At 37.3% G+C, this 20947-nt stretch carries 20 protein-coding genes and 1 tRNA gene; 16 read left to right on the top strand and 5 right to left on the bottom strand.

Going from position 1 to position 20947, the window contains the following annotated elements; all coding sequences use genetic code 11:
* Positions 1 to 278 precede the first annotated feature (278 nt).
* From QDN89_RS10570 to QDN89_RS10540, 7 genes are all read left to right on the top strand, one after another.
* A complete protein-coding gene (locus QDN89_RS10570) occupies positions 279 to 491 on the top strand; it encodes a PLD nuclease N-terminal domain-containing protein (RefSeq protein WP_280770097.1) in 213 nt (70 codons plus the stop codon).
* Positions 491 to 1393, top strand: a complete 903-nt coding sequence (locus tag QDN89_RS10565) for an ABC transporter ATP-binding protein (protein ID WP_280770096.1) — start codon at positions 491 to 493, stop codon at positions 1391 to 1393. Before QDN89_RS10570 ends, QDN89_RS10565 begins: the two co-directional genes overlap by 1 nt.
* On the top strand, positions 1390 to 2181 hold the full coding sequence (locus QDN89_RS10560) for an ABC transporter permease (RefSeq protein ID WP_280770095.1): 792 nt from the start codon (positions 1390 to 1392) through the stop codon (positions 2179 to 2181). Before QDN89_RS10565 ends, QDN89_RS10560 begins: the two co-directional genes overlap by 4 nt.
* 793 nt (positions 2182 to 2974) lie before the next feature.
* The gene (locus QDN89_RS10555; RefSeq protein WP_280770094.1) at positions 2975 to 3805 is read left to right on the top strand and encodes an electron transfer flavoprotein subunit beta/FixA family protein; all 831 of its coding nucleotides are present in this window, start codon (positions 2975 to 2977) and stop codon (positions 3803 to 3805) included.
* Positions 3802 to 4839 (top strand): electron transfer flavoprotein subunit alpha/FixB family protein, encoded by a 1038-nt coding sequence (locus QDN89_RS10550; RefSeq protein WP_280770093.1) that lies wholly within the window; start codon positions 3802 to 3804, stop codon positions 4837 to 4839. Before QDN89_RS10555 ends, QDN89_RS10550 begins: the two co-directional genes overlap by 4 nt.
* On the top strand, positions 4832 to 6127 hold the full coding sequence (locus QDN89_RS10545; protein WP_280770092.1) for an FAD-dependent oxidoreductase: 1296 nt from the start codon (positions 4832 to 4834) through the stop codon (positions 6125 to 6127). Before QDN89_RS10550 ends, QDN89_RS10545 begins: the two co-directional genes overlap by 8 nt.
* Position 6128: 1 nt before the next feature.
* A complete protein-coding gene (locus QDN89_RS10540; protein ID WP_280770091.1) occupies positions 6129 to 6410 on the top strand; it encodes a ferredoxin family protein in 282 nt (93 codons plus the stop codon).
* A gap of 191 nt (positions 6411 to 6601) precedes the next feature.
* On the opposite strand, the gene QDN89_RS10535 is transcribed toward QDN89_RS10540, so the two are convergent.
* Positions 6602 to 7222: a cysteine hydrolase family protein gene (locus QDN89_RS10535; protein WP_280770090.1), complete on the bottom strand. Its 621-nt coding sequence runs from the start codon at positions 7220 to 7222 to the stop codon at positions 6602 to 6604.
* A gap of 172 nt (positions 7223 to 7394) precedes the next feature.
* On the opposite strand from QDN89_RS10535, the gene QDN89_RS10530 reads away from it, so the two are divergent.
* Together QDN89_RS10530 and QDN89_RS10525 are read left to right on the top strand one after the other, a co-directional pair.
* Positions 7395 to 7892 (top strand): Lrp/AsnC family transcriptional regulator, encoded by a 498-nt coding sequence (locus tag QDN89_RS10530; RefSeq protein ID WP_280770089.1) that lies wholly within the window; start codon positions 7395 to 7397, stop codon positions 7890 to 7892.
* On the top strand, positions 7889 to 9067 hold the full coding sequence (locus tag QDN89_RS10525; protein WP_280770088.1) for an aminotransferase: 1179 nt from the start codon (positions 7889 to 7891) through the stop codon (positions 9065 to 9067). The genes QDN89_RS10530 and QDN89_RS10525 overlap by 4 nt, the downstream gene beginning before the upstream one ends.
* Positions 9068 to 9229: 162 nt before the next feature.
* On the opposite strand, the gene QDN89_RS10520 is transcribed toward QDN89_RS10525, so the two are convergent.
* Positions 9230 to 10576 (bottom strand): sodium-dependent transporter, encoded by a 1347-nt coding sequence (locus QDN89_RS10520; RefSeq protein ID WP_280770087.1) that lies wholly within the window; start codon positions 10574 to 10576, stop codon positions 9230 to 9232.
* A gap of 281 nt (positions 10577 to 10857) precedes the next feature.
* On the opposite strand from QDN89_RS10520, the gene yugI reads away from it, so the two are divergent.
* Positions 10858 to 11295, top strand: a complete 438-nt coding sequence (gene yugI, locus QDN89_RS10515; RefSeq protein ID WP_280770086.1) for a S1 domain-containing post-transcriptional regulator GSP13 — start codon at positions 10858 to 10860, stop codon at positions 11293 to 11295.
* A gap of 174 nt (positions 11296 to 11469) precedes the next feature.
* Here the strand turns inward: yugI and QDN89_RS10510 are convergent, their stop codons facing one another.
* Positions 11470 to 11697, bottom strand: a complete 228-nt coding sequence (locus tag QDN89_RS10510; protein WP_280770085.1) for a DUF378 domain-containing protein — start codon at positions 11695 to 11697, stop codon at positions 11470 to 11472.
* Between the two features lie 182 nt (positions 11698 to 11879).
* On the opposite strand from QDN89_RS10510, the gene QDN89_RS10505 reads away from it, so the two are divergent.
* The 4 genes from QDN89_RS10505 to QDN89_RS10490 all read left to right on the top strand — a co-directional run bounded on the left by QDN89_RS10505 (position 11880) and on the right by QDN89_RS10490 (position 18237).
* On the top strand, positions 11880 to 13046 hold the full coding sequence (locus tag QDN89_RS10505; RefSeq protein ID WP_280770084.1) for an iron-containing alcohol dehydrogenase: 1167 nt from the start codon (positions 11880 to 11882) through the stop codon (positions 13044 to 13046).
* Between the two features lie 612 nt (positions 13047 to 13658).
* Positions 13659 to 16064, top strand: coding sequence for a hypothetical protein (locus QDN89_RS10500; RefSeq protein ID WP_280770083.1), 2406 nt, complete (start codon positions 13659 to 13661; stop codon positions 16062 to 16064).
* A gap of 278 nt (positions 16065 to 16342) precedes the next feature.
* Positions 16343 to 17695, top strand: a complete 1353-nt coding sequence (locus tag QDN89_RS10495; RefSeq protein ID WP_280770082.1) for a glucose-6-phosphate isomerase — start codon at positions 16343 to 16345, stop codon at positions 17693 to 17695.
* Positions 17696 to 17811: 116 nt separating this feature from the next.
* Complete coding sequence (locus tag QDN89_RS10490; RefSeq protein ID WP_280770081.1) at positions 17812 to 18237, top strand: YugN-like family protein; 426 nt, start codon at positions 17812 to 17814, stop codon at positions 18235 to 18237.
* Between the two features lie 4 nt (positions 18238 to 18241).
* Here QDN89_RS10490 and QDN89_RS10485 read toward each other — a convergent pair whose 3' ends face one another.
* Positions 18242 to 19240: a potassium channel family protein gene (locus QDN89_RS10485; protein ID WP_280770080.1), complete on the bottom strand. Its 999-nt coding sequence runs from the start codon at positions 19238 to 19240 to the stop codon at positions 18242 to 18244.
* Between the two features lie 127 nt (positions 19241 to 19367).
* On the opposite strand from QDN89_RS10485, the gene QDN89_RS10480 reads away from it, so the two are divergent.
* Together QDN89_RS10480 and QDN89_RS10475 are read left to right on the top strand one after the other, a co-directional pair.
* Positions 19368 to 19526 (top strand): hypothetical protein, encoded by a 159-nt coding sequence (locus QDN89_RS10480; RefSeq protein WP_280770079.1) that lies wholly within the window; start codon positions 19368 to 19370, stop codon positions 19524 to 19526.
* An 85-nt stretch (positions 19527 to 19611) separates the two neighbouring features.
* Positions 19612 to 19687 (top strand) — tRNA-Ala (locus tag QDN89_RS10475).
* 84 nt (positions 19688 to 19771) lie between these two features.
* Here QDN89_RS10475 and QDN89_RS10470 read toward each other — a convergent pair.
* Positions 19772 to 20878, bottom strand: a complete 1107-nt coding sequence (locus tag QDN89_RS10470) for a tyrosine-type recombinase/integrase (RefSeq protein WP_280770078.1) — start codon at positions 20876 to 20878, stop codon at positions 19772 to 19774.
* Between the last annotated feature and the right edge of the window lie 69 nt (positions 20879 to 20947).

Raw genomic sequence — 20947 nt, 5'->3', positions numbered from 1 at the left:
TATATATTTCTTTTCCTAGATACGATTAAGCCGGGTGAAAGTTTCATTTCGGCAATTTTGCAACATCCACTATTTTACATGTGTTCCAGATAATAATGAAGAGTTATTTACGTTTTTTAGTAAATATTTTTAATTATAATGTTCAACATTTTTTCAATTTTAGAGGGAAAATAGATATAGACAAAAGTATAAATGTCGATTATGATAATATTATCAATATTGATAATAGTTTAAAGTGTCGTTATGAATAATAGTATAAAAGAGGATGTGAGACCCCAATGAATGAAATCATCGAGTCATTTCAAGAAGTTAACTGGCCACTTATCGCCCCGATACTGATTTTGTCTCTTGTACTGATGATCGTTGCGTTAATTGATTGTATTAAACATGATAAAACAAATGGACCTCAGTGGATTTGGATATTAGTCATTGTTTTTGTTAATTTTTTCGGACCGATTTTGTATTTTTTGTTTGGCAGGAGGAATGATTAATGCATTTAATTGAAACGATAGGCTTAACAAAAAAATTCAATGGAACAGTTGCAGTTAAAGGTATAAATTTATCTATTCGTGAAGGAATTTGTACAGCGCTCCTTGGACCCAATGGTGCTGGCAAAACAACAACGTTAAATATGCTTACGGGGTTAATGAATCCGACAGAAGGATCGATTGACTTTCATGAAGACTATTCAGGAGACAGAAGAAAGTACCTAGGTTATCTTCCACAATATCCAAAATTTTTCGGGTGGATGTCTGGATTAGAGTATGTAGTGTTTGCAGCTGAATTAGCGGGATTATCGAAAGAAGCGGCTAAATCTAGAGCAAAAGAAATGTTGGAATTAGTTGGGTTAGCTGAAGGTGGAAATAAAAAAGTTTCGGGATTCTCTGGTGGCATGAAGCAAAGATTAGGAATTGCGCAAGCACTCGTTCACGAACCTAAATTAATTATTTTAGATGAACCAGTATCTGCGCTAGATCCGATTGGTCGAAGGGAAGTTCTTGAACTAATGAAGCAGTTAAAAACTCGTACGTCGATTCTTTTTTCCACACATGTTCTCCATGATGCAGAAGAAGTTTCTGACGATATTTTTATCATGAAAAAAGGAGAAATTGTAGTTGAAGGGAGTTTGGTAAAACTACAAAACACTTACCAACAACCGACGTTTTTTATCGAAACTGAAATGGAAATGGCTAATTGGTTAGAGACGATCAAACAAAAAGAATGGCTTCGACATGTGAAAGTAGATAAAAACAAAGCAACCCTAACTGTAGAAAATTTACAAACAGCCCGAACAGAATTATTGTCAGATAAAACACTGCAAGAATTAAAACTAATCAAATTTGAAGTTGCAAAAACGTCATTAGAAGATTTGTTTATGAAGGTGATGAAATGAGGAGTCAGTGGATCATCCTATTTAAAAAAGAGTTTCGAGAGTCGATACGAAATTTCAAGTGGTTGTGGATACCGACGGTGTTTGTGTTATTAGGATTAATGCAACCGATAACGTCCTATTATATTGCAGATATACTTGAACAGTTTGGAGGATTACCAGAAGGGACGGTTATGGAGCTCCCTCCACCAAGCGGTGCTGAAGTATTAACCGGAACGTTAGGACAGTTTAGTCAAATAGGGTTCCTAGTTCTCGTCTTAGCATTTATGGGTACAGTTGTAACGGAAAAAAATCAAGGGACTCTCATTATGGTGTTAGTAAAACCTGTATCATATGTGAACTATTTAACTGCTAAATGGGTACATTTGTTGATATTATCTTTAACTTCCTTTGTTTTAGGCTTTGTTATGTCTGTTTACTACACGTTCCTATTAATTGATACAATACCGATATCTCAAGTCGTGAACGGAGCACTCGTTTATGCCTTATGGATTACGTTTGTCATGACGATTGTGTTATGTCTAAGTGCGTTACTAAATAGTACTGCTTTCGTCGCGTTTGCTACTCTTGGTACAGCGATTTTATTTAGTATTTTCAGCTTGTATGCTCCGGATCTTATGAAAGGAACACCTGGAATGTTAGCAACGTATAGTCAACAATTCTTTTATTTAGGGGAAGTAGAATCAGGATTTTGGATCAGTATTTTTGTGACACTTGGACTGATTTTAGCAATGATGATAGCAACAATTTTCCTATTTAATAAAAAAGAGTTTGCGAAAGATGTACAATAAATGGATAATTTTAACTAAGAATGGACAGGGAAATAAAAAATATAAAAATTGGAACTAAAATTTTATTATATTTCTGATTCTTTGATTATAACAAAGCAAAACAAGTTAATTATAATCATTTTAAGTGGATAGATCAGTCTATCCACTATTTTTATAGATTAAAGCGTTTACATTATTATTAAAGTAAAAAGTTGAAAAAGTTTGACTTTTTCGTGAAATCGTAAAAATGAGGTTGTTTGCTAACATTATTTTTGATATAAATAAACTAAGGAAATCGCTTTCCAACCTTTGTGTTTAAAAAGTTTAATAAGTGAGTTATCTCAAAAAAGATTTTTTATTAATGTTCTACTGATGGGAGATTTTTCGAAGGGAGGCATTTGGCAACATACAGAATGGATTTATAAGTCATCAACGTACAAACGATCACAAATCTTTGAACGGCATATCCCTTATCGTTACGCATGAATGAAAAAACAATTTTCTAGATTCACAGCAATATAGATGAAGAGATTCAAGAATCATTGAATGAGTAGATCGTAAATTGCTGTGAAAACAACTATAAGTAGTTTCGTGAATGATTGAACAATCGTTTTATCGAATGCTGGAAGATGAGAATAATTGGTTCACATGAAAATGAAGGGGTGCGATGTAAAAAGAGAAAAGGGGAATTTTCTCAGTTGACATTGTGATTCAAATGAAGAGCCATTGCCAAAAAGCAAGAAAATAATAATTTGTTGACTCGGTTAATCAAGGTTTAGTTTTTCATATGAATGAAAAGAGGGTGGGGAACAAAATGAATATTCTTGTTTGTATTAAACAAGTACCTGACACGAAGATTATTAAAGTAAATCCTAAAACGAACACATTGGATCGTTCAAGTGCTCCAGCTATTTTGAATCCTTATGATGCACATGCGGTACAAGAAGCTGTACGCCTTAGGGGAGAGCATGGTGGGAAAGTCATTGTCCTTTCTATGGGACCTCCTACAGCGAGAATGGCCATTCGCAAATGTGTGGAAATTGGAGCGGATGAAGGTTATTTGATTTCCGATCGCCGTTTTGCAGGAGCTGACACATTAGCAACAAGTTACGCTTTATACAAAGCTATAGAAAAGTTGCAAAAGCAAGAAGGAATTGATTTGGTTTTATGTGGGAAGCACGCGATTGATGGAGATACGGGGCAAACTGGCCCAGGGATTGCTCGAAGACTAGAAATTCCGCCAATTACAAATGTGATTAAGGTAGACGAAATCAACACGGAGAGCGGAGAAATGAAAGTACGTAGAAAGATTGAGAATGGTTATGAAGTTATTAAAACGACGATACCAAGTCTATTGACTGTTGAAAAGGAAATGAACGAAGTTGCCTATTCACCAATGCCAAACATGATGAGAGCCGCACGATATGAACCTACGGTATGGACGGTGGATGACTTAGACGATGTGGATATCAAGCAATTGGGATTGAAAGGGTCACCAACCATAGTAGGTAGAATGTGGCCACCAGAAAAAAGCTCCGGAGCAGAGATGATTGAAGGAACTACGAAAGAACAAGTGGATAGATTGCTTTCAGTTACTCTTGAAAAACGCGAGTTGTTTGGTGTGAAAGGTGGGGGAAAAGCATGAATATAGAAGAATACAAGGACGTTTGGGTGTTTATCGAGCAACAAGAGGGGCAGATCATTGACGTTGGTCTGGAATTACTAGGGGCAGGAAGAGAATTGGCCGACAAATTAGAAGTGAATTTGTGCGGTGTATTATTAGGTAATCAAGTCAAAGACTCTGCAAGTGAGTTATATGCTTATGGTGCAGACATTGTTTATGTGATTGATGATCCTATTTTGGAACAATATCGAACGGAAACGTATATGAAAGCAGTGGGAGATCTCGTTCGAAAGTATAAGCCAGAAATTTTTGTTTACGGTGCTACGTCAAACGGAAAAGACTTAGCTAGTGCTGTTGCAACAGAGGTCATGACAGGACTTACTGCTGATACAACGATGCTAGATGTTAACCTTGAGAAGCGTTTATTTGAAGCAAGTCGTCCTGCTTTTGGTGGAAATATTATGGCGACGATTTTGTGTAAAAAACATCGGCCACAAATGGCTACCGTTCGTCCAAAAGTGATGAAAAAGCCTGAGCCAGAACAAGGTCGTACAGGTAAAATTATTGAAGAATCGATTTCTTTAAAAGAAGAAGATCTTCGTACAAAAGTGCTGGAAATAGTAAGAGATACTCAAAAAGCTGTGAATTTAGAAGATGCTGACGTTATTGTCGCAGCTGGAAAAGGTATCAAAGATGAAAAAGGATTTGCGATGGTGAAAGAACTAGCAGATGTGCTAAATGCTTCTGTAGGTGCAAGCCGTGATTTAGTGGAAGCTGGACTTTGCGGACACGATCATCAAGTAGGGCAAACAGGTTTGACGGTTACACCGAAAATTTATTTTGCTATTGGAATTTCAGGTGCGGTACAACACGTCGTTGGAATGCAAAATTCAGACATGATTATTGCAATTAATAATGATCCTGATGCAACGATTTTCAACGCGTCACACTACGGGATTGTAGCGGACGCATTTGAAATTGTACCAATGCTAACGGAAGAATTCCGTAAAGCATTAAAAGGCGTAGAAGTAGAAGGGGTGACCTCAGATGTCTGAAAAATTTGATCTAATCGTAGTTGGTGCTGGACCTGCAGGAACAAGTTGTGCATTTACAGCAGCTAAAAATGGCCTAAAAGTGTTGTTAATTGAAAGAGGAGAATTTCCAGGCTCAAAAAACGTTATGGGTGGAATTCTTTATCGAAAACAATTAGAAGAAATCATTCCAGAATTTTGGAAAGAAGCACCTATTGAGCGTCCTGTTGTTGAGCAAAGATTTTGGTTTTTGGATAAAGAGTCCATGGTTACAACGAGTTATAAAGGATTAGAGTGGGGAAAAGAACCATATAATAACTTCACTGTTTTAAGAGCTAAGTTTGATAAATGGTTTGCAGATAAAGCAGTGGAGCAAGGTGCATTGTTAATTAACGAAACGGTCGTTACAGAGTGCATTGTGGAAGATGGAAAAGTTGTTGGAGTAAGAACAGATCGTCCTGATGGTGAAGTGTATGCTGACGTTGTTGTTTTAGCAGATGGAGTGAATTCTTTACTAGCAAAACAGCTAGGATTCCATAAAGAATGGAAGCCAAACGAAGTTGCATTAACGGTTATGGAAGTGCTGAAATTACCACCAAAAACAATCAACGAAAGATTCAACGTTCAAGATAATCAAGGGGTATCTGTAGAGATGTTTGGGGATGCCACACATGGATTATTAGGAACAGGATTTCTTTATACGAATAAAGATAGTATTAACGTCGGTGTTGGAACCACACTTTCAAGTATGATTAAGCATAAGCTTAAGCCGCATGAATTATTGGAGCATGTGAAAAATCATCCGATGATTCAACCTTATGTAGAAGGCGGCGAATCACAGGAGTATTTAGCCCATTTAATTCCTGAAGGTGGATACAACACAGTACCGAAACTTGTTGGAGATGGCGTTATTGTTACAGGAGATGCTGCACAATTTGTTAATGCCATTCATCGTGAAGGATCTAACATGGCAATGTCTTCTGGTAAAATTGCAGCAGAGACTGTGATGAAAGCAAAAGAAACAGGAGACTTCTCAGAACGTTCGCTTGATTCTTATCGAACAGAAATTTATGACAGCTTTATAGGGAAAGACTTAAAGAAATATAAAGATGCAGCTCACACGTTCGAAGAGAATCCACAGTATTTCAAAGAGTATGTACCAATGATGAACCAAGCAATGAATACGTTCTTTACCGTTGATGGAACACCTAAATGGGAGAAACAAAAGAAGATCATGAAGAAAATGACGGCCGGCCGTGGAAAAATTGGATTTGCAAAAGACATGTATAGAGCATGGAAGGCGGTGAAGTAATATGGCAAAAACATTAGAAGATAAGCAGTATTTACTTCGTTTTAACTGTGATCAAAAATCTCACCTTGAAGTATTGGATCATCAGGTTTGTGCGACGTCATGCCCTGATAAAGATTGTACGATTTTCTGTCCCGCAGATGTGTATAAGTGGGAAGGCGATCGCATGTTTGTAGGATATGAAGGTTGTCACGAATGTGGAAGCTGTCGTATTGGTTGTCCACATCAAAATATTAAATGGGAATATCCTAAAGGCGGACACGGAATTGTCTTCAGGTTAGCGTAATAAACAAATAAAAATAGGGACCTCGAGATCGTATTCTCGAGGTCTTTGTTTTACATAGGAACGATTCCCATGTAAACAAAAGATTAAATGTTACGTTCGGCAAAGATTACTTTAACACTGTAGACATAGTGTTATTATAGCTTATTCATAAGTAATCGTAAAGGATGAGAATAATAGAAAGAATTTTCAGGTTATTTGTTGATATTCGTCGAATCACTCCATTCATATTTTACTTTTTCTAAGTCTAAATCGGCACTTGGTGTTGTGTTTGCTTTTAATACTTGTTCCATAAGGTGAAGGGCTTCATCGTTTTCTTGATTAGAATTAGATGCAGTACAATCAGAAGGGATATAAAGACGAAAGTTTCGCATATACGCATCGTTTGCTGTGAAATGCACACACATATTTCCAGCAACACCTGCAATAATCAATGATTTGACATTTAAATATTCGAGCAAGAGCTCTAACGGAGTCATAAAAAAAGCTGAATATTGTGGTTTAAGTATGAAATAATCGTCGTCTTCAGGTTTGATTAATTCGACAATTTTTTTGCCCCGTTCTGATTGGCTCATCTCATTCACTATTCCTGGAAAATCTGATTGCCAACGTCCATAATTATCATTAACATAAAGTACTGGTATATCTAGATCTTTCGCACGTTTTTTGAGGGATGAAATGTTTTTTGCCACGGGTAATGTATGCTTATATAATTGATCGCCATCTTCAAAATCAAAGTCACTGATCATGTCTACTAAAAGGATGGCTACGTGTTGAAAATCGTTCACATGTGGATTTGTATTAGCAGATTCCATAAAGTAGTCTCCTTTTCAATTAAATTAGATCTAGTATGAACGGTTAAGGTCGTGTAGAATATAGTGAAATCAACAAATATTCAAACATTATATTACCATTCGTAACAACTATGTTTCCCTTATTAGGAGAATTAAAACAAGAATGGTTGGATAAAGCAGGAGGCATGATGAAATGAAAGAGAAAGAACAGGAATTATTATTGTTAATTGAAAAAGAAGGCAGAATGGCAGAAGCGACACTTGCGAAAATGCTTGATACATCAAAAGAAGATGTTTCATCTATGCTACGTTCACTCGAAAAGAAAAAAATTATCCTTGGTTATTCTGCTATTATTGATTGGACTAAAGTTAATATTGCAGAAACAGTCACAGCGATGATTGATGTGAAAGTTACTCCGAAACGAGGCGTCGGATTTGATGAGGTTGCAGAAAGAATTTATCGATTTAAAGAGGTAAAGGCAACTTACTTGATGTCTGGAACGTATGACTTGTCTGTTGTGATTGAAGGACGCTCCATGTCCGAAATTGCAAATTTTGTTTCTGAAAAATTATCGACGTTAGATTCTGTTATTTCAACAACGACACATTTCCAATTGAAAAAATATAAGCATGACGGTGTTGTATTCGGAGAAGATGAGGATGACGACAAAAGAATGGTGGTTTCTCCATGACATCGATCAAAACGAGTCATCACCCTCAATTGTCAGACGCCGTCAATCGTATTGAACCATCTGGAATTCGCCGTTTTTTCGATTTAGCTTCTTCTATGGATAATATTATTTCACTAGGCGTAGGAGAGCCAGACTATTCCACTCCTTGGAACGTTCGTGAAGCGAGTATACATTCGCTTGAACGTGGCGTGACATCCTATACAGCCAATGCTGGATTAATAGAACTTCGAGAAGCGATTTCCCGTTATTTGCAGAAGCGGTTTCAAGTTTCTTATGATCCAGAAAATGAAGTGGTTGTGACAGTAGGTGCCAGTGAGGGAATTGATTTAGCACTACGTGCAATCCTCAACCCTGGTGATGAAGTGCTTATTGCAGAACCGTGTTTTGTTTCTTATGCTCCTTTGGTTTCATTAGTTGGGGGGATTCCAGTTCCTATTCCTACATCGATTGAAACGGATTTTGAAGTGGACGCAGCGGAAGTAGAAGCAAGAATAACAAACAATACAAAAGCACTGATGTTATCATTCCCGAACAATCCAACGGGTGCCGTGATGGGAATGGAAGGTCTTAAAAAAATTGCTGAAGTGGTTATTAAACATAACTTGATCGTTTTATCTGATGAGATTTATGCAGAATTGTCCTATGATGCAGAACACGTTAGCGTTCCTGTTTTAGACGGAATGTGGGAACGAACGATTCTTATCTCAGGTTTTTCGAAAGCTTTCGCAATGACAGGGTGGCGCATAGGATATGTGGCAGCACCTGAACCTTACGCGAAAGCGATGTTGAAAATTCATCAGTACGCGATGATGTGTGCATCAACGATGGCACAATATGCAGCTCTTGAAGCAATGACAAATGGCCGAGATGAAATGGAAGAAATGGTAACGAATTATCGTCAAAGACGAAATTTCTTTGTGAAGTCTTTAAGAGAAATTGGGTTAACGTGTCATACTCCAGGCGGCGCATTTTATGCTTTTCCATCGATTAAATCGACGGGACTCACATCGGAAGAGTTTGCAGAAAAGTTATTAATCGATCAACGAGTAGCTGTCGTTCCTGGTCATGTTTTTGGTGAAGGTGGAGAAGGACACATTCGTTGCTCTTATGCTGCATCAATGAAACAGCTAGAAGAAGCAATCGAGCGAATAGATGCTTTTTTGAAGTCATTATAATAGTGAGATTGCTGCACATTCTTAACAAATTCCCCCAATGAACGAAAAAAAGAAGAATCCGTATACACGGACTCTTCACAAAAGGGGGAATACTAGGTTGTACGAATATATTCTAACCAAGTTAACCTTTTTTATACAAAAGCTAAGATAGAATATGGCAGCTTAGATAATCCCTAGTACGTTCAAAAATGCTAAACTAATGGCTACCGGAATCACGTATTTAACTAAATTAAACCAGATGTGAAACCAAATCATTTTCATATTTGACCCTTGTTGTATTTCGGCAGCAAGGGTTTTTTTATTGATTTTTAATGGAACGAAGATGGCAATTAAAAGGGCACCTAAAGGTAATAAAATATTACTTACAAGAAAATCAAGAAAATCAAAAAATGTTAGTCCGAAAAAGACAGGATCTGCTAATACGCCATAAGAAAGAGCTGATGGGATCCCCATGACAAATATCGCAATTCCAGCTATCCAAGACGACTTTTTACGCTTAGAAGGGTCGTTCTTTGTTAAAGATGCCACAACCATTTCTAATAAGGAAAACGCAGATGTCAATGTAGCAAACAATAATAGTGCCATAAATAAAATAAAGAACACATTTCCAAATGGAATACTACTAAATACAGCGGGTAATACGATAAAGATCAAAGGTGGTCCTTCTGTTGGTTCAAGTCCGAAAGCAAAAACAGCTGGAAAAATCGCTAAACCTGCTAAAAGAGAAATGAAAATCGTTAATCCAACGATGGATACGGCGGAGCGTGGTAAACTCTCCTTTGACTTTAAATAAGAGCTGTAAGTAACCATAATGGAAACTCCTAAACTCAATGAAAAAAATGCTTGTCCTAAGGCAAATAATACCGTTTCTCCCGTTACAGAAGTGAAGTCAGGTAACAAGAAAAATTTGACACCTTCCATCGCACCATCAAGAGTAACGGAGCGTAATACGATAAGAATAAATAGAATAAATAACGCAGGCATCATCAGTTTCGATGAACGCTCAATCCCTTTTTGAACGCCACCTTGTACGATGATAATGGTCATCAATATAAAGATGAAATGTGCAAAAATAGCTAAATAAGGATTGGATATCGTTTGTTCGAACATCGTGGCAAATTCATCCGGTGCTATTCCCTTGATATTCATGGTAAACGCTCGATATAAATAAACGACAATCCATCCCCCTACAACACTGTAAAAGGAAAGTAATAAAAATGACGTGGCAACACCTAATTTACCGATCCATGGCCATTTGCTACCTGGTGCAATCGATCGATACGCTGATACGGCTTCTTTTTGTGTGTGACGACCAATGGTGAACTCAGCTAGTAACAATGGAAGCCCTAATAATATAGTGAATAGTAAAAAGATGATGAAAAAGGCTCCTCCACCGCTCGTACCGGCTACGTAAGGAAGTTTCCAGATAGCCCCTAACCCGATAGCAGATCCTGCTGCGGCTAAAATAAATCCAAGTTTCGATGTCCATTGGTCTGTTTTTTGTGACATGTTAATAAGTACCTCCTATGCAAAAACGTATAAATAAAGTAAGATAAATAAATCCACTTGTGATATGATTGACAAGCCTTTGTAAACTGTTGATAAGTTATTACGAAAGCCGAGATGAACCATTCTTCGGATTTTCTACCTTTAGGACAATTGTTTTAATATAAATCTGAAAAGGAAACATGTCAAGAAAAGAAAATTTTATATTTTTATACAAAGTTTTTGTCAACATCACAAACCTGTGTTATAATTACACAGTTAATAAATAATTAGGAGTTGTTTTCATGTCAGGTCAATATGAAGTAGGAAGTATCGTTGAAGGAAAAGTAACTGGAATAAAGCCATTTGGTGCCTTTGTTGCGTTAGATGAAAAAAAGCAAGGACTTGTTCACATTTCCCATATTGCTCACGGATACGTGAAAGATATTAATGAGCAATTAACTGTTGGAGATCAAGTGAAAGTGAAAGTTCTTTCTGTTGATCAAGAGTCTGGCAAAATTTCTCTATCAATAAAAGAAACTCAACCAAAACCAGAACGCACAGAACGTCCACGCCCTCAAAGCAGTGGTCCACGTGGCGGCGGCGGTGGAGGAAACAAGCGTCAAGGTGGCGCGCAACAAAACCAAACGCAAGGTTTTAATACGCTTGAAGACAAGTTAAAAGATTGGTTAAAGCAATCTAACGAAATTCAAGCGGATTTAAACAAACGCATCAAAAAATAATTGGTTTATACTTTTCGCTGAAACGATAAAGAGGTAGCTCATAATGGGCTACCTCTTTTCTTTCATGTTCCATCGGATTGTTTGTTCTTCAACCATAGAGTCATGGAAGCATTCGAATGGTTTCATTGATAGATGTTGCCCTTTGGCAATCCTCTATTACTTAAATGGAACGCATTATCTTTGTGGTTCGGGGCTTCTTTCCATTTCTTCTGATGGCTTAAATAATAAAGAAATACAATACAACCCTGCCAATCCTACGAGGGCATAAATGAAGCGGGAAAAACCGGCTGCTTGCCCACCGAATATTGCTGCTACTAGGTCAAACCGGAAAAATCCGATTAAGCCCCAATTTACAGCACCAATAACTGTTAATACAAGCGCTGTTCTCTGAATTCCGTTCATGCGCTCCTCACCTCCTTATAAGGGGTAAATTAGTCATGTTCTGAAGCAAATGTGCTTCTGTATATAGAGTGTTAAAAGTAGCTACAAATTATGCATTAATAATAAAGATAAACGTTATCTTTTGCATTTTCATGAAAACATAAGAGATAATAACGATTGAATATAGAAAGGAGTTAGATAATATGGATTCATTTATTTATCAAAACCCAACAAAGTTAATTTTTGGTCATGATCAAGTGAAAAATCAACTCGTTGACCAACTTCAAAATTTCGGAAAAAAGGTTCTACTCGTTTATGGTGGAGGAAGCATTAAACGAAATGGCCTTTACGAAGAAGTGACTTCCCTTTTAAATGATAATGGTTTTACCGTTTCAGAACTAGCGGGTGTGGAACCTAACCCGCGTTTGTCAAGCGTGCACCGTGGAGTAGATATTTGTAAAAATGAAGGCATCGATGTCATACTTGCTGTCGGTGGAGGAAGTGTCATTGATTGTACGAAAGCTATTGCTGCAGGAGCAAAATATAATGGAGACGTTTGGGATTTGGTAACGAAGAAAGAAACGCCAAAAGAAGCATTACCATTCGGAACGATCTTAACGCTAGCTGCAACAGGATCAGAAATGAATGCAGGGTCTGTTATTACAAATTGGGAAACACATGAAAAGTATGGCTGGGGTAGCCCACTCGTATTTCCTAAGTTCTCCATTTTAGATCCGAAAAACACGTTATCTGTTCCAAAAGATCATACAATTTATGGCATCGTTGATATGATGACTCATGTTTTAGAGCAATATTTTCATGCTCAGAAAAATACACCGTTACAAGAAAGGTTATGCGAAGCTGTATTACATACGGTGATCGAAGCGGGACCTGGTTTGGTGAAAAAATTAGATGATGTAGAAAAACGAGAAACGATTCTTTACTCAGGAACTGTTGCATTAAATGGAACGTTGCAAATGGGTACAAAAGGCGACTGGGCATCACATAACATTGAACATGCTGTTTCAGCCGTTTATGACATCCCTCATGCAGGTGGATTAGCGATTCTTTTTCCACAGTGGTTGAGACACCACTTAACGATCGGGGAAGAAAAATTAGTTCAGTTAGCTACGAGAGTATGGGGAGTAGACCCAACTGGTAAAACAAACCAACAAGTCGCAGAAGAAGGTATCCAACAACTGGAGAAATTCTGGACTGGACTAGGTGCTCCAAATCGCTTAGCTGACTATGAGATTGATGATAAACAATTGGATGTCATAGCAGATAAAGCGATGATCAATGGATCCTTTGGAAACTTTAACAAGTTAAACAAAGAGGATGTACTAGCGATATTAAAAGCGTCTTTATAATTGCCTGAAATAACATAAACTTTATGTTGATAAGAATGATACGTAATAAACCCGAATCGTGGGGACTTTGAAAAAAGTCACTTCATGATTCGGGTTTTTTAGTTGTTAAGGAAATGATAGATTTTTGAGTTGTGGACAAGTTTAAGTTTTGAGTATCGTGATCATAAAGGAAGGGGCTCAAATGAGTAACATTGATGGTGTGATAAAAAAATAGTGGTTTTTGGGAATTGCATGATCCGCGTTTCACTGAAGAGTACCGAGATGATATTTATGAATCGGTCTAAACGTTCAGATTGGAGCGGTTCATAAAGGAAGGGGAAATGAATCGGTCTAAACGCGGGAGTTATTTACTTAATGTTTATTCCAAGTTACTCCTTTTTGCCCTTTACGTTCGTAATAAAGAATTAAATAAAAATGATGTTTGTTATTTTAATTCTATTTAAAGAACGCAAAAAGGAACTAAAGAACTATATATAGAACAAATAATCTCGTGTATCATTATAATTAACAAAATAATAGGTATTTCATACGGAAAAGGAGGCTGGTTTTAGAAATTAAGTGTATTTTTTTTGGTCATTCTGTTCGTTATATAAAACAAAGGAGGCGATTTGTATGTCAAATACAAAACAAAAGGTAATATTGTCATTTTTTATATTTTTGTTAATGTTTAGTCCGATTTTTCCAATGATGACCACATATGGAGAATCGAATGATCACGATAATACTGATCAGGTAGAAGATAGTGAAAAGAATGAGAGTAGTCAAGAAGACGATAAAGAGTCTGAAGAAACGGATGAAAATAAAGAAAACGTAACTGAAACCAATAATGAGGAGAGCTATACTAAAACGAGCTCGGATGAAAAGGATAGTAATGATGAAAGTGAAAATGAGGGAAGAGAAAATGAAAATGAAGAAATGGATCAAAACTCCGATAAGGAACAAGAGCTAGATGGTATTGAGAATGAAAATAAAAATCAAATAAGTGAAAATGAAAATAGGGAAGAAGAAATCCTTGAAGACGAAAAAAACAATAAAAACCAAGATAAAAACGATTGGGGAAGAAGTTCATTAACTGCTGGAAAAATAACGTATATTTGTGACGATGAAGCTAAAATAATGTCTTATGTAAAAAATACAGGTGATGGTGATATGACTGGATCTGTAGAATACAAAGTATATTTTGCAGAGACAGGAAATCCTAAAAATGGAGACTACATTGAAAAAGGAACCATAGGACCATTATTAACTGGTGAAGAGACATTTGTAGAATTTTCACCAAACAAAATGGGGAATTATATGGTGAAATTTTATCAAGAAGATGGGCATCCAGGCATAGGCGAACTTTGGTCTAATGCGGTAACGGTTAACGATTTAGAATGTAAAGTAGAACAGCCTATAGAACTGCAATTAACGTCGGTATGCTCCGATGATCCAGAAGATACGAGAAAATGGCGCGTGACGAATGAGAATGACGAGGATGTCACGTTCACGTATGACGTGTATGGATCAGAACAAGCAGGAGAAGGAACAGTAGAAGCGGGAGAAATCCTTTACTTTGAAACAGATACAGAAAAAGGAGACAACACGGTCCGTCTTTTCGTAGATGGGAAACAAGTCGATGTAAAAGCAAGTAGCGGAGAAAAATGTGAGCAACAGATTGAGGAACCGTTGAAACTGCAATTAACGTCGGTATGTTCCGATAATCCAGAAGATACGAGAAAATGGCGCGTGACGAATGAGAATGACGAGGATGTCACATTCACGTATGACGTGTATGGATCAGAGCAAGCAGGAGAAGGAACAGTAGAAGCGGGAGAAACCTTTTACTTTGTAACAGATACAGAAAAAGGAGACAACACGGTCCGTCTTTTCGTAGATGGGAAACAAGTTGATGTGAAAGCAAGTAGCGGAGAAAAATGTGAGCAACAGATAGAAGAACCGTTGAAACTGCAATTAACGTCGGTATGCTCCAATGATCCAGAAGATACGAGAAAATGGCGCGTGACGAATCCGAATGACGAGGATGTCACGTTCACGTATGACGTGTATGGAACAGAGCAAGCAGGAGAAGAAACAGTAGAAGCGGGAGAAACGCTTTACTTTGAAACAGATACAGAAAAAGGAGACAACACGGTCCGTCTTTTCGTAGATGAAAAACAAGTCGATGTGAAAGCAAGTAGCGGAGAAAAGTGTGAGCAACAGATTGAGGAACCGTTGAAACTGCAATTAACGTCGGTATGTTCCGATGATCCAGAAGATACGAGAAAATGGCGCGTCACGAATTCAAATGACGAAGATGTCACGTTCACGTATGACGTATATGGAACAGAGCAAGCAGGAGAGGGAACAGTAGAAGCGGAAGAAACCTTTTACTTTGAAACAGATACAGAAAAGGGAGACAACACGGTCCGTCTTTTCGTCAATGGGAAACAAGTCGATGTGAAAGCAAGTAGCGGAGAAAAGTGTGAGCAACAGATTGAGGAACCGTTGAAACTGCAATTAACGTCGGTATGCTCCGATGATCCAGAAGATACGAGAAAATGGCGCGTCACGAATTCAAATGACGAAGATGTCACGTTCACGTATGACGTATATGGAACAGAGCAAGCAGGAGAGGGAACAGTAGAAGCGGGAGAAACCTTTTACTTTGAAACAGATACAGAAAAGGGAGACAACACGGTCCGTCTTTTCGTAGATGGGAAACAAGTCGATGTGAAAGCAAGTAGTGGAGAGAAGTGTGATTCTAGAGACCCAGATCCAGACCCAGACCCAGACCCAGAAAAACCTGAAGAAGAAAAAGAAGAAGAGAAACAAGATAAGAAAGAAAAAGTAGATAAACAAGAAAAGAAAGAAGAAAGAGTTGAAAAAGAAGAAGAAGAAAAGGATGAGACAGCAATTGCAGGAGAGCTACCACAAACAGGATTACTTTCTCCAATTTACAATTATATAGTAGGAGGATTACTAATTCTTTTCGGTGGAATCCTTCTTTATATCAATAGAAGAAAATTAGCATATTAAATTGTTGACTGTTCCTAAAATAACTTTTAGGAACAGTTTTTCTTTTTAGACTATGGAAATATTTATATTCATTTATTTAATAAAGAGTTTATTTAGCTGTATGAGGTGAATGGTCGAAAAGAAAATATGATTTTCAGCATTCATTAGTTTGAAATAGACACATTTCAGAAAAAGTTCAAAATTGCAAGCGCTTACTTCCTGAGTTTACTTGATTCTTGTCTCTCATTTTAATAAAGTAAAGGGTGGAAGTAGTTTTAAAAAACGGAGGAGATTAACTTATGACAAAGAAGCTATCATTTGATTATTCAAAAGCTTCATCTTTTTTAGCTCAACATGAAGTGGATTATATGACAGACGCAGTAAAAACAGCACACGAAGCTCTTCACAACGGAACAGGAGCAGGAAGTGACTTTTTAGGATGGATCGATTTACCTGTCAACTACGATAAAGAAGAATTTTCACGTATTAAAAAATCAGCAGAAAAAATCAAATCAGATTCAGACGTCCTTATTGTAATCGGAATCGGCGGATCTTATTTAGGTGCTAGAGCCGCAATTGATGCCTTGACGCATACTTTTTACAATGTTGTCTCTGGACGCAAAACACCACAAATTTTTTACGTAGGTAATAACATTAGTTCCACTTACGCTCGTCATTTACTTGAAGTAATCGAAGGAAAAGACGTTTCGCTTAACGTTATTTCTAAATCAGGAACAACAACAGAACCAGCGATTGCATTCCGGATTCTTCGTGACTACGTTGAGAACAAATACGGTGTGGAAGAAGCTCGCAAGCGTATTTATGCGACAACAGACAAAGCGAAAGGTGCGCTTAAGCAGTTAGCAACCGACGAAGGATATGAATCATTTATTATCCCTGATGATGTAGGTGGACGTTTCTCTATTTTCACAGCGGTAGGTTTACTTCCTATTGCAGCGGCCGGACTTGATATTGATGCGATGATGCAAGGTGCAGCTGATGCTCGGGAAGAATACAGTTCTCCTGAATTGGCGAAAAACGAAGCATACCAATATGCAGCGGTAAGAAATGCGCTTTATAATAAAGGGAAAACAGTGGAACTTATGGTCAACTATGAACCAGCTCTTCACTACGTTGGAGAATGGTGGAAACAGTTGTATGGAGAAAGCGAAGGAAAAGATGGAAAAGGAATTTTCCCAGCAGCGGCTGATTTTTCAACGGACCTTCACTCGTTAGGTCAGTATGTCCAAGACGGTCGTCGTGATCTTCTAGAAACAGTTCTGCACGTGGAAACTGCTCAAGAAGAAATGACGATTGAAAAAGCAGAAACGGATTTAGATGGCTTGAATTACTTAGCTGGACAAACTATGAGTTTTGTTAATGAAAAAGCTTACGAAGGAACTTTATTAGCTCACTTAGACGGTGGCGTTCCAAACCTCATTATTAACATTCCAGAATTGAACGAATATCACTTCGGTCAGTTGATTTACTTCTTTGAAAAAGCATGTGGAATCAGTGGATACTTGTTAGGAGTGAATCCATTCGATCAACCAGGTGTAGAAGCATACAAAAAGAACATGTTTGCTCTTTTAGGCAAACCAGGATTTGAAGCAGAAAAAGCAGAACTAGAAAAACGACTAAAAGAAAAATAAACAATCTTAAGCACGTCCAATTGGACGTGCTTTTGTTTTGTACAATTTGAGGCTATTTATAATACCACATCTTTCGGGAGAAACTATGGTTACTTTTCTAAAGGAGGAATCATATCATGATCGAAGTGCCATCACGATTAGAAAATGAAACATTTAAATTAATTGATGTAGAAAAAAAACTAAAACCAATTGGTTATGTCATTGGTGGGGGCTGGGAGTATGACCACGGATATTTTGATTATAAAATGGAGGACGATGGAAGTTATTTGTTTGTTCGGCTTCCATTTTCAGCAGTAGATGGGGAAGAGTTGGATGTGAAAGGCGTTCACGTTACGTTTGGTCGACCATTTTTACTAGCACATAAATACCAAAGAGGATTAGACGACCACGCACAAGATCCAAATCCATTATTTAATCAATTTTCTGAACCACAAGATTCTGATGCGGAATTCCCTGAAGAATGGATACAATCTGGTCAAGAGTATGTTCAAGAAGTAGAAGAAATTTTGTTACACAATATGGACGTTACTTCCCAAGAATAGTTTTTTATCGTCTTACAAAGATAAGTTCATCTTCTTTTTGTAAAAAGAAGTTGTCTGATGGATGAAGATGTGTTTGATGATCGCGGCGAAGACCTAGTAAAAATTGAGTGGATGAATTTTCATAATGGATAACTTCACCGAATGTTTTACCTATATACTCGTTGGAGAGTAGGTGGATACTTAAATGATTTTTTTGCTCATGTTCTAGCATTTTCGTCACGACATCTGTCAACCCGTGGTAAAGCGTACTGTTCATCAGTAATAAACTAATCTGATAAGAAGCTTCCACCACTTCATCAGCTCCAGCGCGTTGCGCATTTTTTACTTGGTCGTGGGTGATGACTTCAGCTATCGTATAAACATCTGGGGCAAGGCTTTTGATAGAAATAAGCGACAAAATCGTATTTGCATCGGCTGTTCTTTCTTCAATATGATGACTAGCAGTAATGACAGCAGTTCCTGCTTCTTCAAGATTGGCTCGATTTAATGCTTCGTCCCCTCTAGGGCTTCCTTTAATGAATCGGACATATTCAAAGCCCTGAGGGAGCTTCTGCAATGTCTCGTCTACGAGCACAATTTCTCGATAAGGGTATAGTTTGTGCATATCTTGAATCAACATTCGGCTTCGTTCGTTCCAGCCAATGACGATTAAATGACCACTATTCTTAAATGACCCGAACCCCTTTTCTTTCTGTTCTTTCAAGACAACCGTAGAAGCGGCAAGGTTTGTTATAAAAAAAGAAAAAATAGCGATGCCTGCAAGAATGAGGATCATACCAAGAATTCGACCTGTGATACTTTGAGGTACGAAATCACCATAACCTACTGTGGAAATCGTGACGATCGCCCACCACATTCCATCAAACACATGTGGGTATTCGTTAGGTTCAATATAATGGATAAGCGTGCCAATGAGAAACACGAATAAAAGGATCCCTGCTGTTACTTTCACTAACACAAGTTTTTTAGAATAGAGAGTCGACAATAACCCTTCTCGAAACATGGGATATCCCCCTTTCCTTCCTGTTAAAAATATTAAATTCTCGTTTTCACATCTCTTAGTATTGTCAAAAAGGAATGCAATCCATTCGTTAGTTTGTTACGATAAGAAAGGTGAAGGAGGAAGGTACATGTTTCAAGCGGTTGTGTTTATGATAACGATATTTATTGGATGGGTATTTTTTGATGCCATAAAACATAAGAAGATCATTAAGGAAAATGTCATTTCAGGATTGATTGCTTCGATTATTGCAGGTTTTGCTTGGTACATCTTATTTATAATTTTTTAACAAAATTGATAAAAACTCTTGATAATCGACAACATTCTGTATATAATTTATTCTTGTGAGTCACATTCTCTCATTGACTCATTATGGGGCATTAGCTCAGCTGGGAGAGCGCTTGGCTGGCAGCCAAGAGGTCAGCGGTTCGAGCCCGCTATGCTCCACCATACATAACGCTATCAACGACGCAGTTCTTCGTCTTTACGAGGAATTGTGTCGTTTTTTTATTTGTCGTTTTGGTCACGGTTTGGTCACGTTAAAATCATTTCATCTAATTTTTGCATTACATCCTCTTGCATTGTAGGAAGTACGTGTGAGTAAGTATCTAGTGTGATTTTAATATTACTATGTCCTAGTCTCTCAGATACTACTTTCACATTAATTCCCTTAGAGAGGAGTGATGTAGCATGTGTGTGTCTTAAATCATGAAAACGTATTTTAGGCACTTTAGCTTCAACGATAAGTTGATTTAAAGATCTTCTTACATTTGCAGGGTTTAAAGGTGTACCATGATTACTACAAACAACTAGATCGTAATCTGTATAAATAGCCTCCAAGCTTTCTTTTTGCTTTGAAATTTTAGCTTTATGCGATTGAAGGGCTTTTACAGTAATTTTTGATAAGTAGATGGTTCTTAGGCTTGACTTAGTTTTTGCACCAGTTAAAAAAGTTTTTCCATCGTGGGTTAGTGTTTGCTTTATACTTAGTAATCGTTTATTTAGATCAATATCTTTCCAACGTAGACCTAATATTTCACCTTGGCGCATTCCTGTCATTAATGCTAAAAAAAAGACCATATTCATTTGATCTTCCTTTGCAACTTCAAGAAATTGAGTTAATTCCTTTTCGTTCCACACGTTCATTTCCTTTTGTGTTACTCTTGGTAACTTAACTTTTAATGAAACATTTTTAGTTAATAGATCATAGTCTACGGCATGTTCTAATGAGTTACGTATTATCTCATAGTTTTTTTTGATCGTGGATCTCGATAACCCTTCTTCATGAAGTTTGTTAATGAAGGATTGTATCTGCATTGTAGATAGTTCAGATAATTTATAATCTCCTAGACTTGGTATTACACGTTTGTTAAGGTAAATTTCATAAACTTGTGCCGTTTGTATCCCGATCGTATTTTTCTTTGTATCAAACCATTCAGTCAAATAGTCGTTATAACAGGCATTTGAAGGTTCGATAAAACTCCCCTTATTATAAGAGTTTAATGATTCTGTTAAGGCTTGTTGAGCCGCCTTTTTAGTTTTGAAACCACGTTTCTTCTTCTGTTTACGTTTTCCATTAGAGTCTTTCAAACTAAATACATAATACCAACTGTTTCCTTCTTTCTTAACTGATCCAGTCATTTTTCTCTCACCTCTTCTTAAATTGAAAGAGTGCTTGTCCCTCATATGAATTTGGTATACAAGCACTTG

Source organism: Salipaludibacillus daqingensis (assembly GCF_029891575.1).
Lineage (GTDB): Bacteria > Bacillota > Bacilli > Bacillales > Salisediminibacteriaceae > Salipaludibacillus > Salipaludibacillus daqingensis.
Note: the sequence above shows the minus strand (reverse complement) of the source record. Positions and strands in the feature narration are given on the sequence as shown.

Excerpts from the sequence above, each read along its gene's own strand:
- QDN89_RS10500 (WP_280770083.1), top strand. The coding sequence starts at position 13,659 with ATGTCAAATACAAAACAAAAGGTAATATTGTCATTTTTTATATTTTTG.
- QDN89_RS10565 (WP_280770096.1), top strand. The coding sequence starts at position 491 with ATGCATTTAATTGAAACGATAGGCTTAACAAAAAAATTCAATGGAACA.
- yugI (WP_280770086.1), top strand. The coding sequence starts at position 10,858 with ATGTCAGGTCAATATGAAGTAGGAAGTATCGTTGAAGGAAAAGTAACT.
- QDN89_RS10505 (WP_280770084.1), top strand. The coding sequence starts at position 11,880 with ATGGATTCATTTATTTATCAAAACCCAACAAAGTTAATTTTTGGTCAT.
- QDN89_RS10490 (WP_280770081.1), top strand. The coding sequence starts at position 17,812 with ATGATCGAAGTGCCATCACGATTAGAAAATGAAACATTTAAATTAATT.
- QDN89_RS10570 (WP_280770097.1), top strand. The coding sequence starts at position 279 with ATGAATGAAATCATCGAGTCATTTCAAGAAGTTAACTGGCCACTTATC.
- QDN89_RS10545 (WP_280770092.1), top strand. The coding sequence starts at position 4,832 with ATGTCTGAAAAATTTGATCTAATCGTAGTTGGTGCTGGACCTGCAGGA.
- QDN89_RS10520 (WP_280770087.1), bottom strand. The coding sequence starts at position 10,576 with ATGTCACAAAAAACAGACCAATGGACATCGAAACTTGGATTTATTTTA.
- QDN89_RS10530 (WP_280770089.1), top strand. The coding sequence starts at position 7,395 with ATGAAAGAGAAAGAACAGGAATTATTATTGTTAATTGAAAAAGAAGGC.
- QDN89_RS10495 (WP_280770082.1), top strand. The coding sequence starts at position 16,343 with ATGACAAAGAAGCTATCATTTGATTATTCAAAAGCTTCATCTTTTTTA.
- QDN89_RS10470 (WP_280770078.1), bottom strand. The coding sequence starts at position 20,878 with ATGACTGGATCAGTTAAGAAAGAAGGAAACAGTTGGTATTATGTATTT.
- QDN89_RS10485 (WP_280770080.1), bottom strand. The coding sequence starts at position 19,240 with ATGTTTCGAGAAGGGTTATTGTCGACTCTCTATTCTAAAAAACTTGTG.
- QDN89_RS10510 (WP_280770085.1), bottom strand. The coding sequence starts at position 11,697 with ATGAACGGAATTCAGAGAACAGCGCTTGTATTAACAGTTATTGGTGCT.
- QDN89_RS10525 (WP_280770088.1), top strand. The coding sequence starts at position 7,889 with ATGACATCGATCAAAACGAGTCATCACCCTCAATTGTCAGACGCCGTC.
- QDN89_RS10560 (WP_280770095.1), top strand. The coding sequence starts at position 1,390 with ATGAGGAGTCAGTGGATCATCCTATTTAAAAAAGAGTTTCGAGAGTCG.
- QDN89_RS10540 (WP_280770091.1), top strand. The coding sequence starts at position 6,129 with ATGGCAAAAACATTAGAAGATAAGCAGTATTTACTTCGTTTTAACTGT.
- QDN89_RS10550 (WP_280770093.1), top strand. The coding sequence starts at position 3,802 with ATGAATATAGAAGAATACAAGGACGTTTGGGTGTTTATCGAGCAACAA.
- QDN89_RS10480 (WP_280770079.1), top strand. The coding sequence starts at position 19,368 with ATGTTTCAAGCGGTTGTGTTTATGATAACGATATTTATTGGATGGGTA.
- QDN89_RS10555 (WP_280770094.1), top strand. The coding sequence starts at position 2,975 with ATGAATATTCTTGTTTGTATTAAACAAGTACCTGACACGAAGATTATT.
- QDN89_RS10535 (WP_280770090.1), bottom strand. The coding sequence starts at position 7,222 with ATGGAATCTGCTAATACAAATCCACATGTGAACGATTTTCAACACGTA.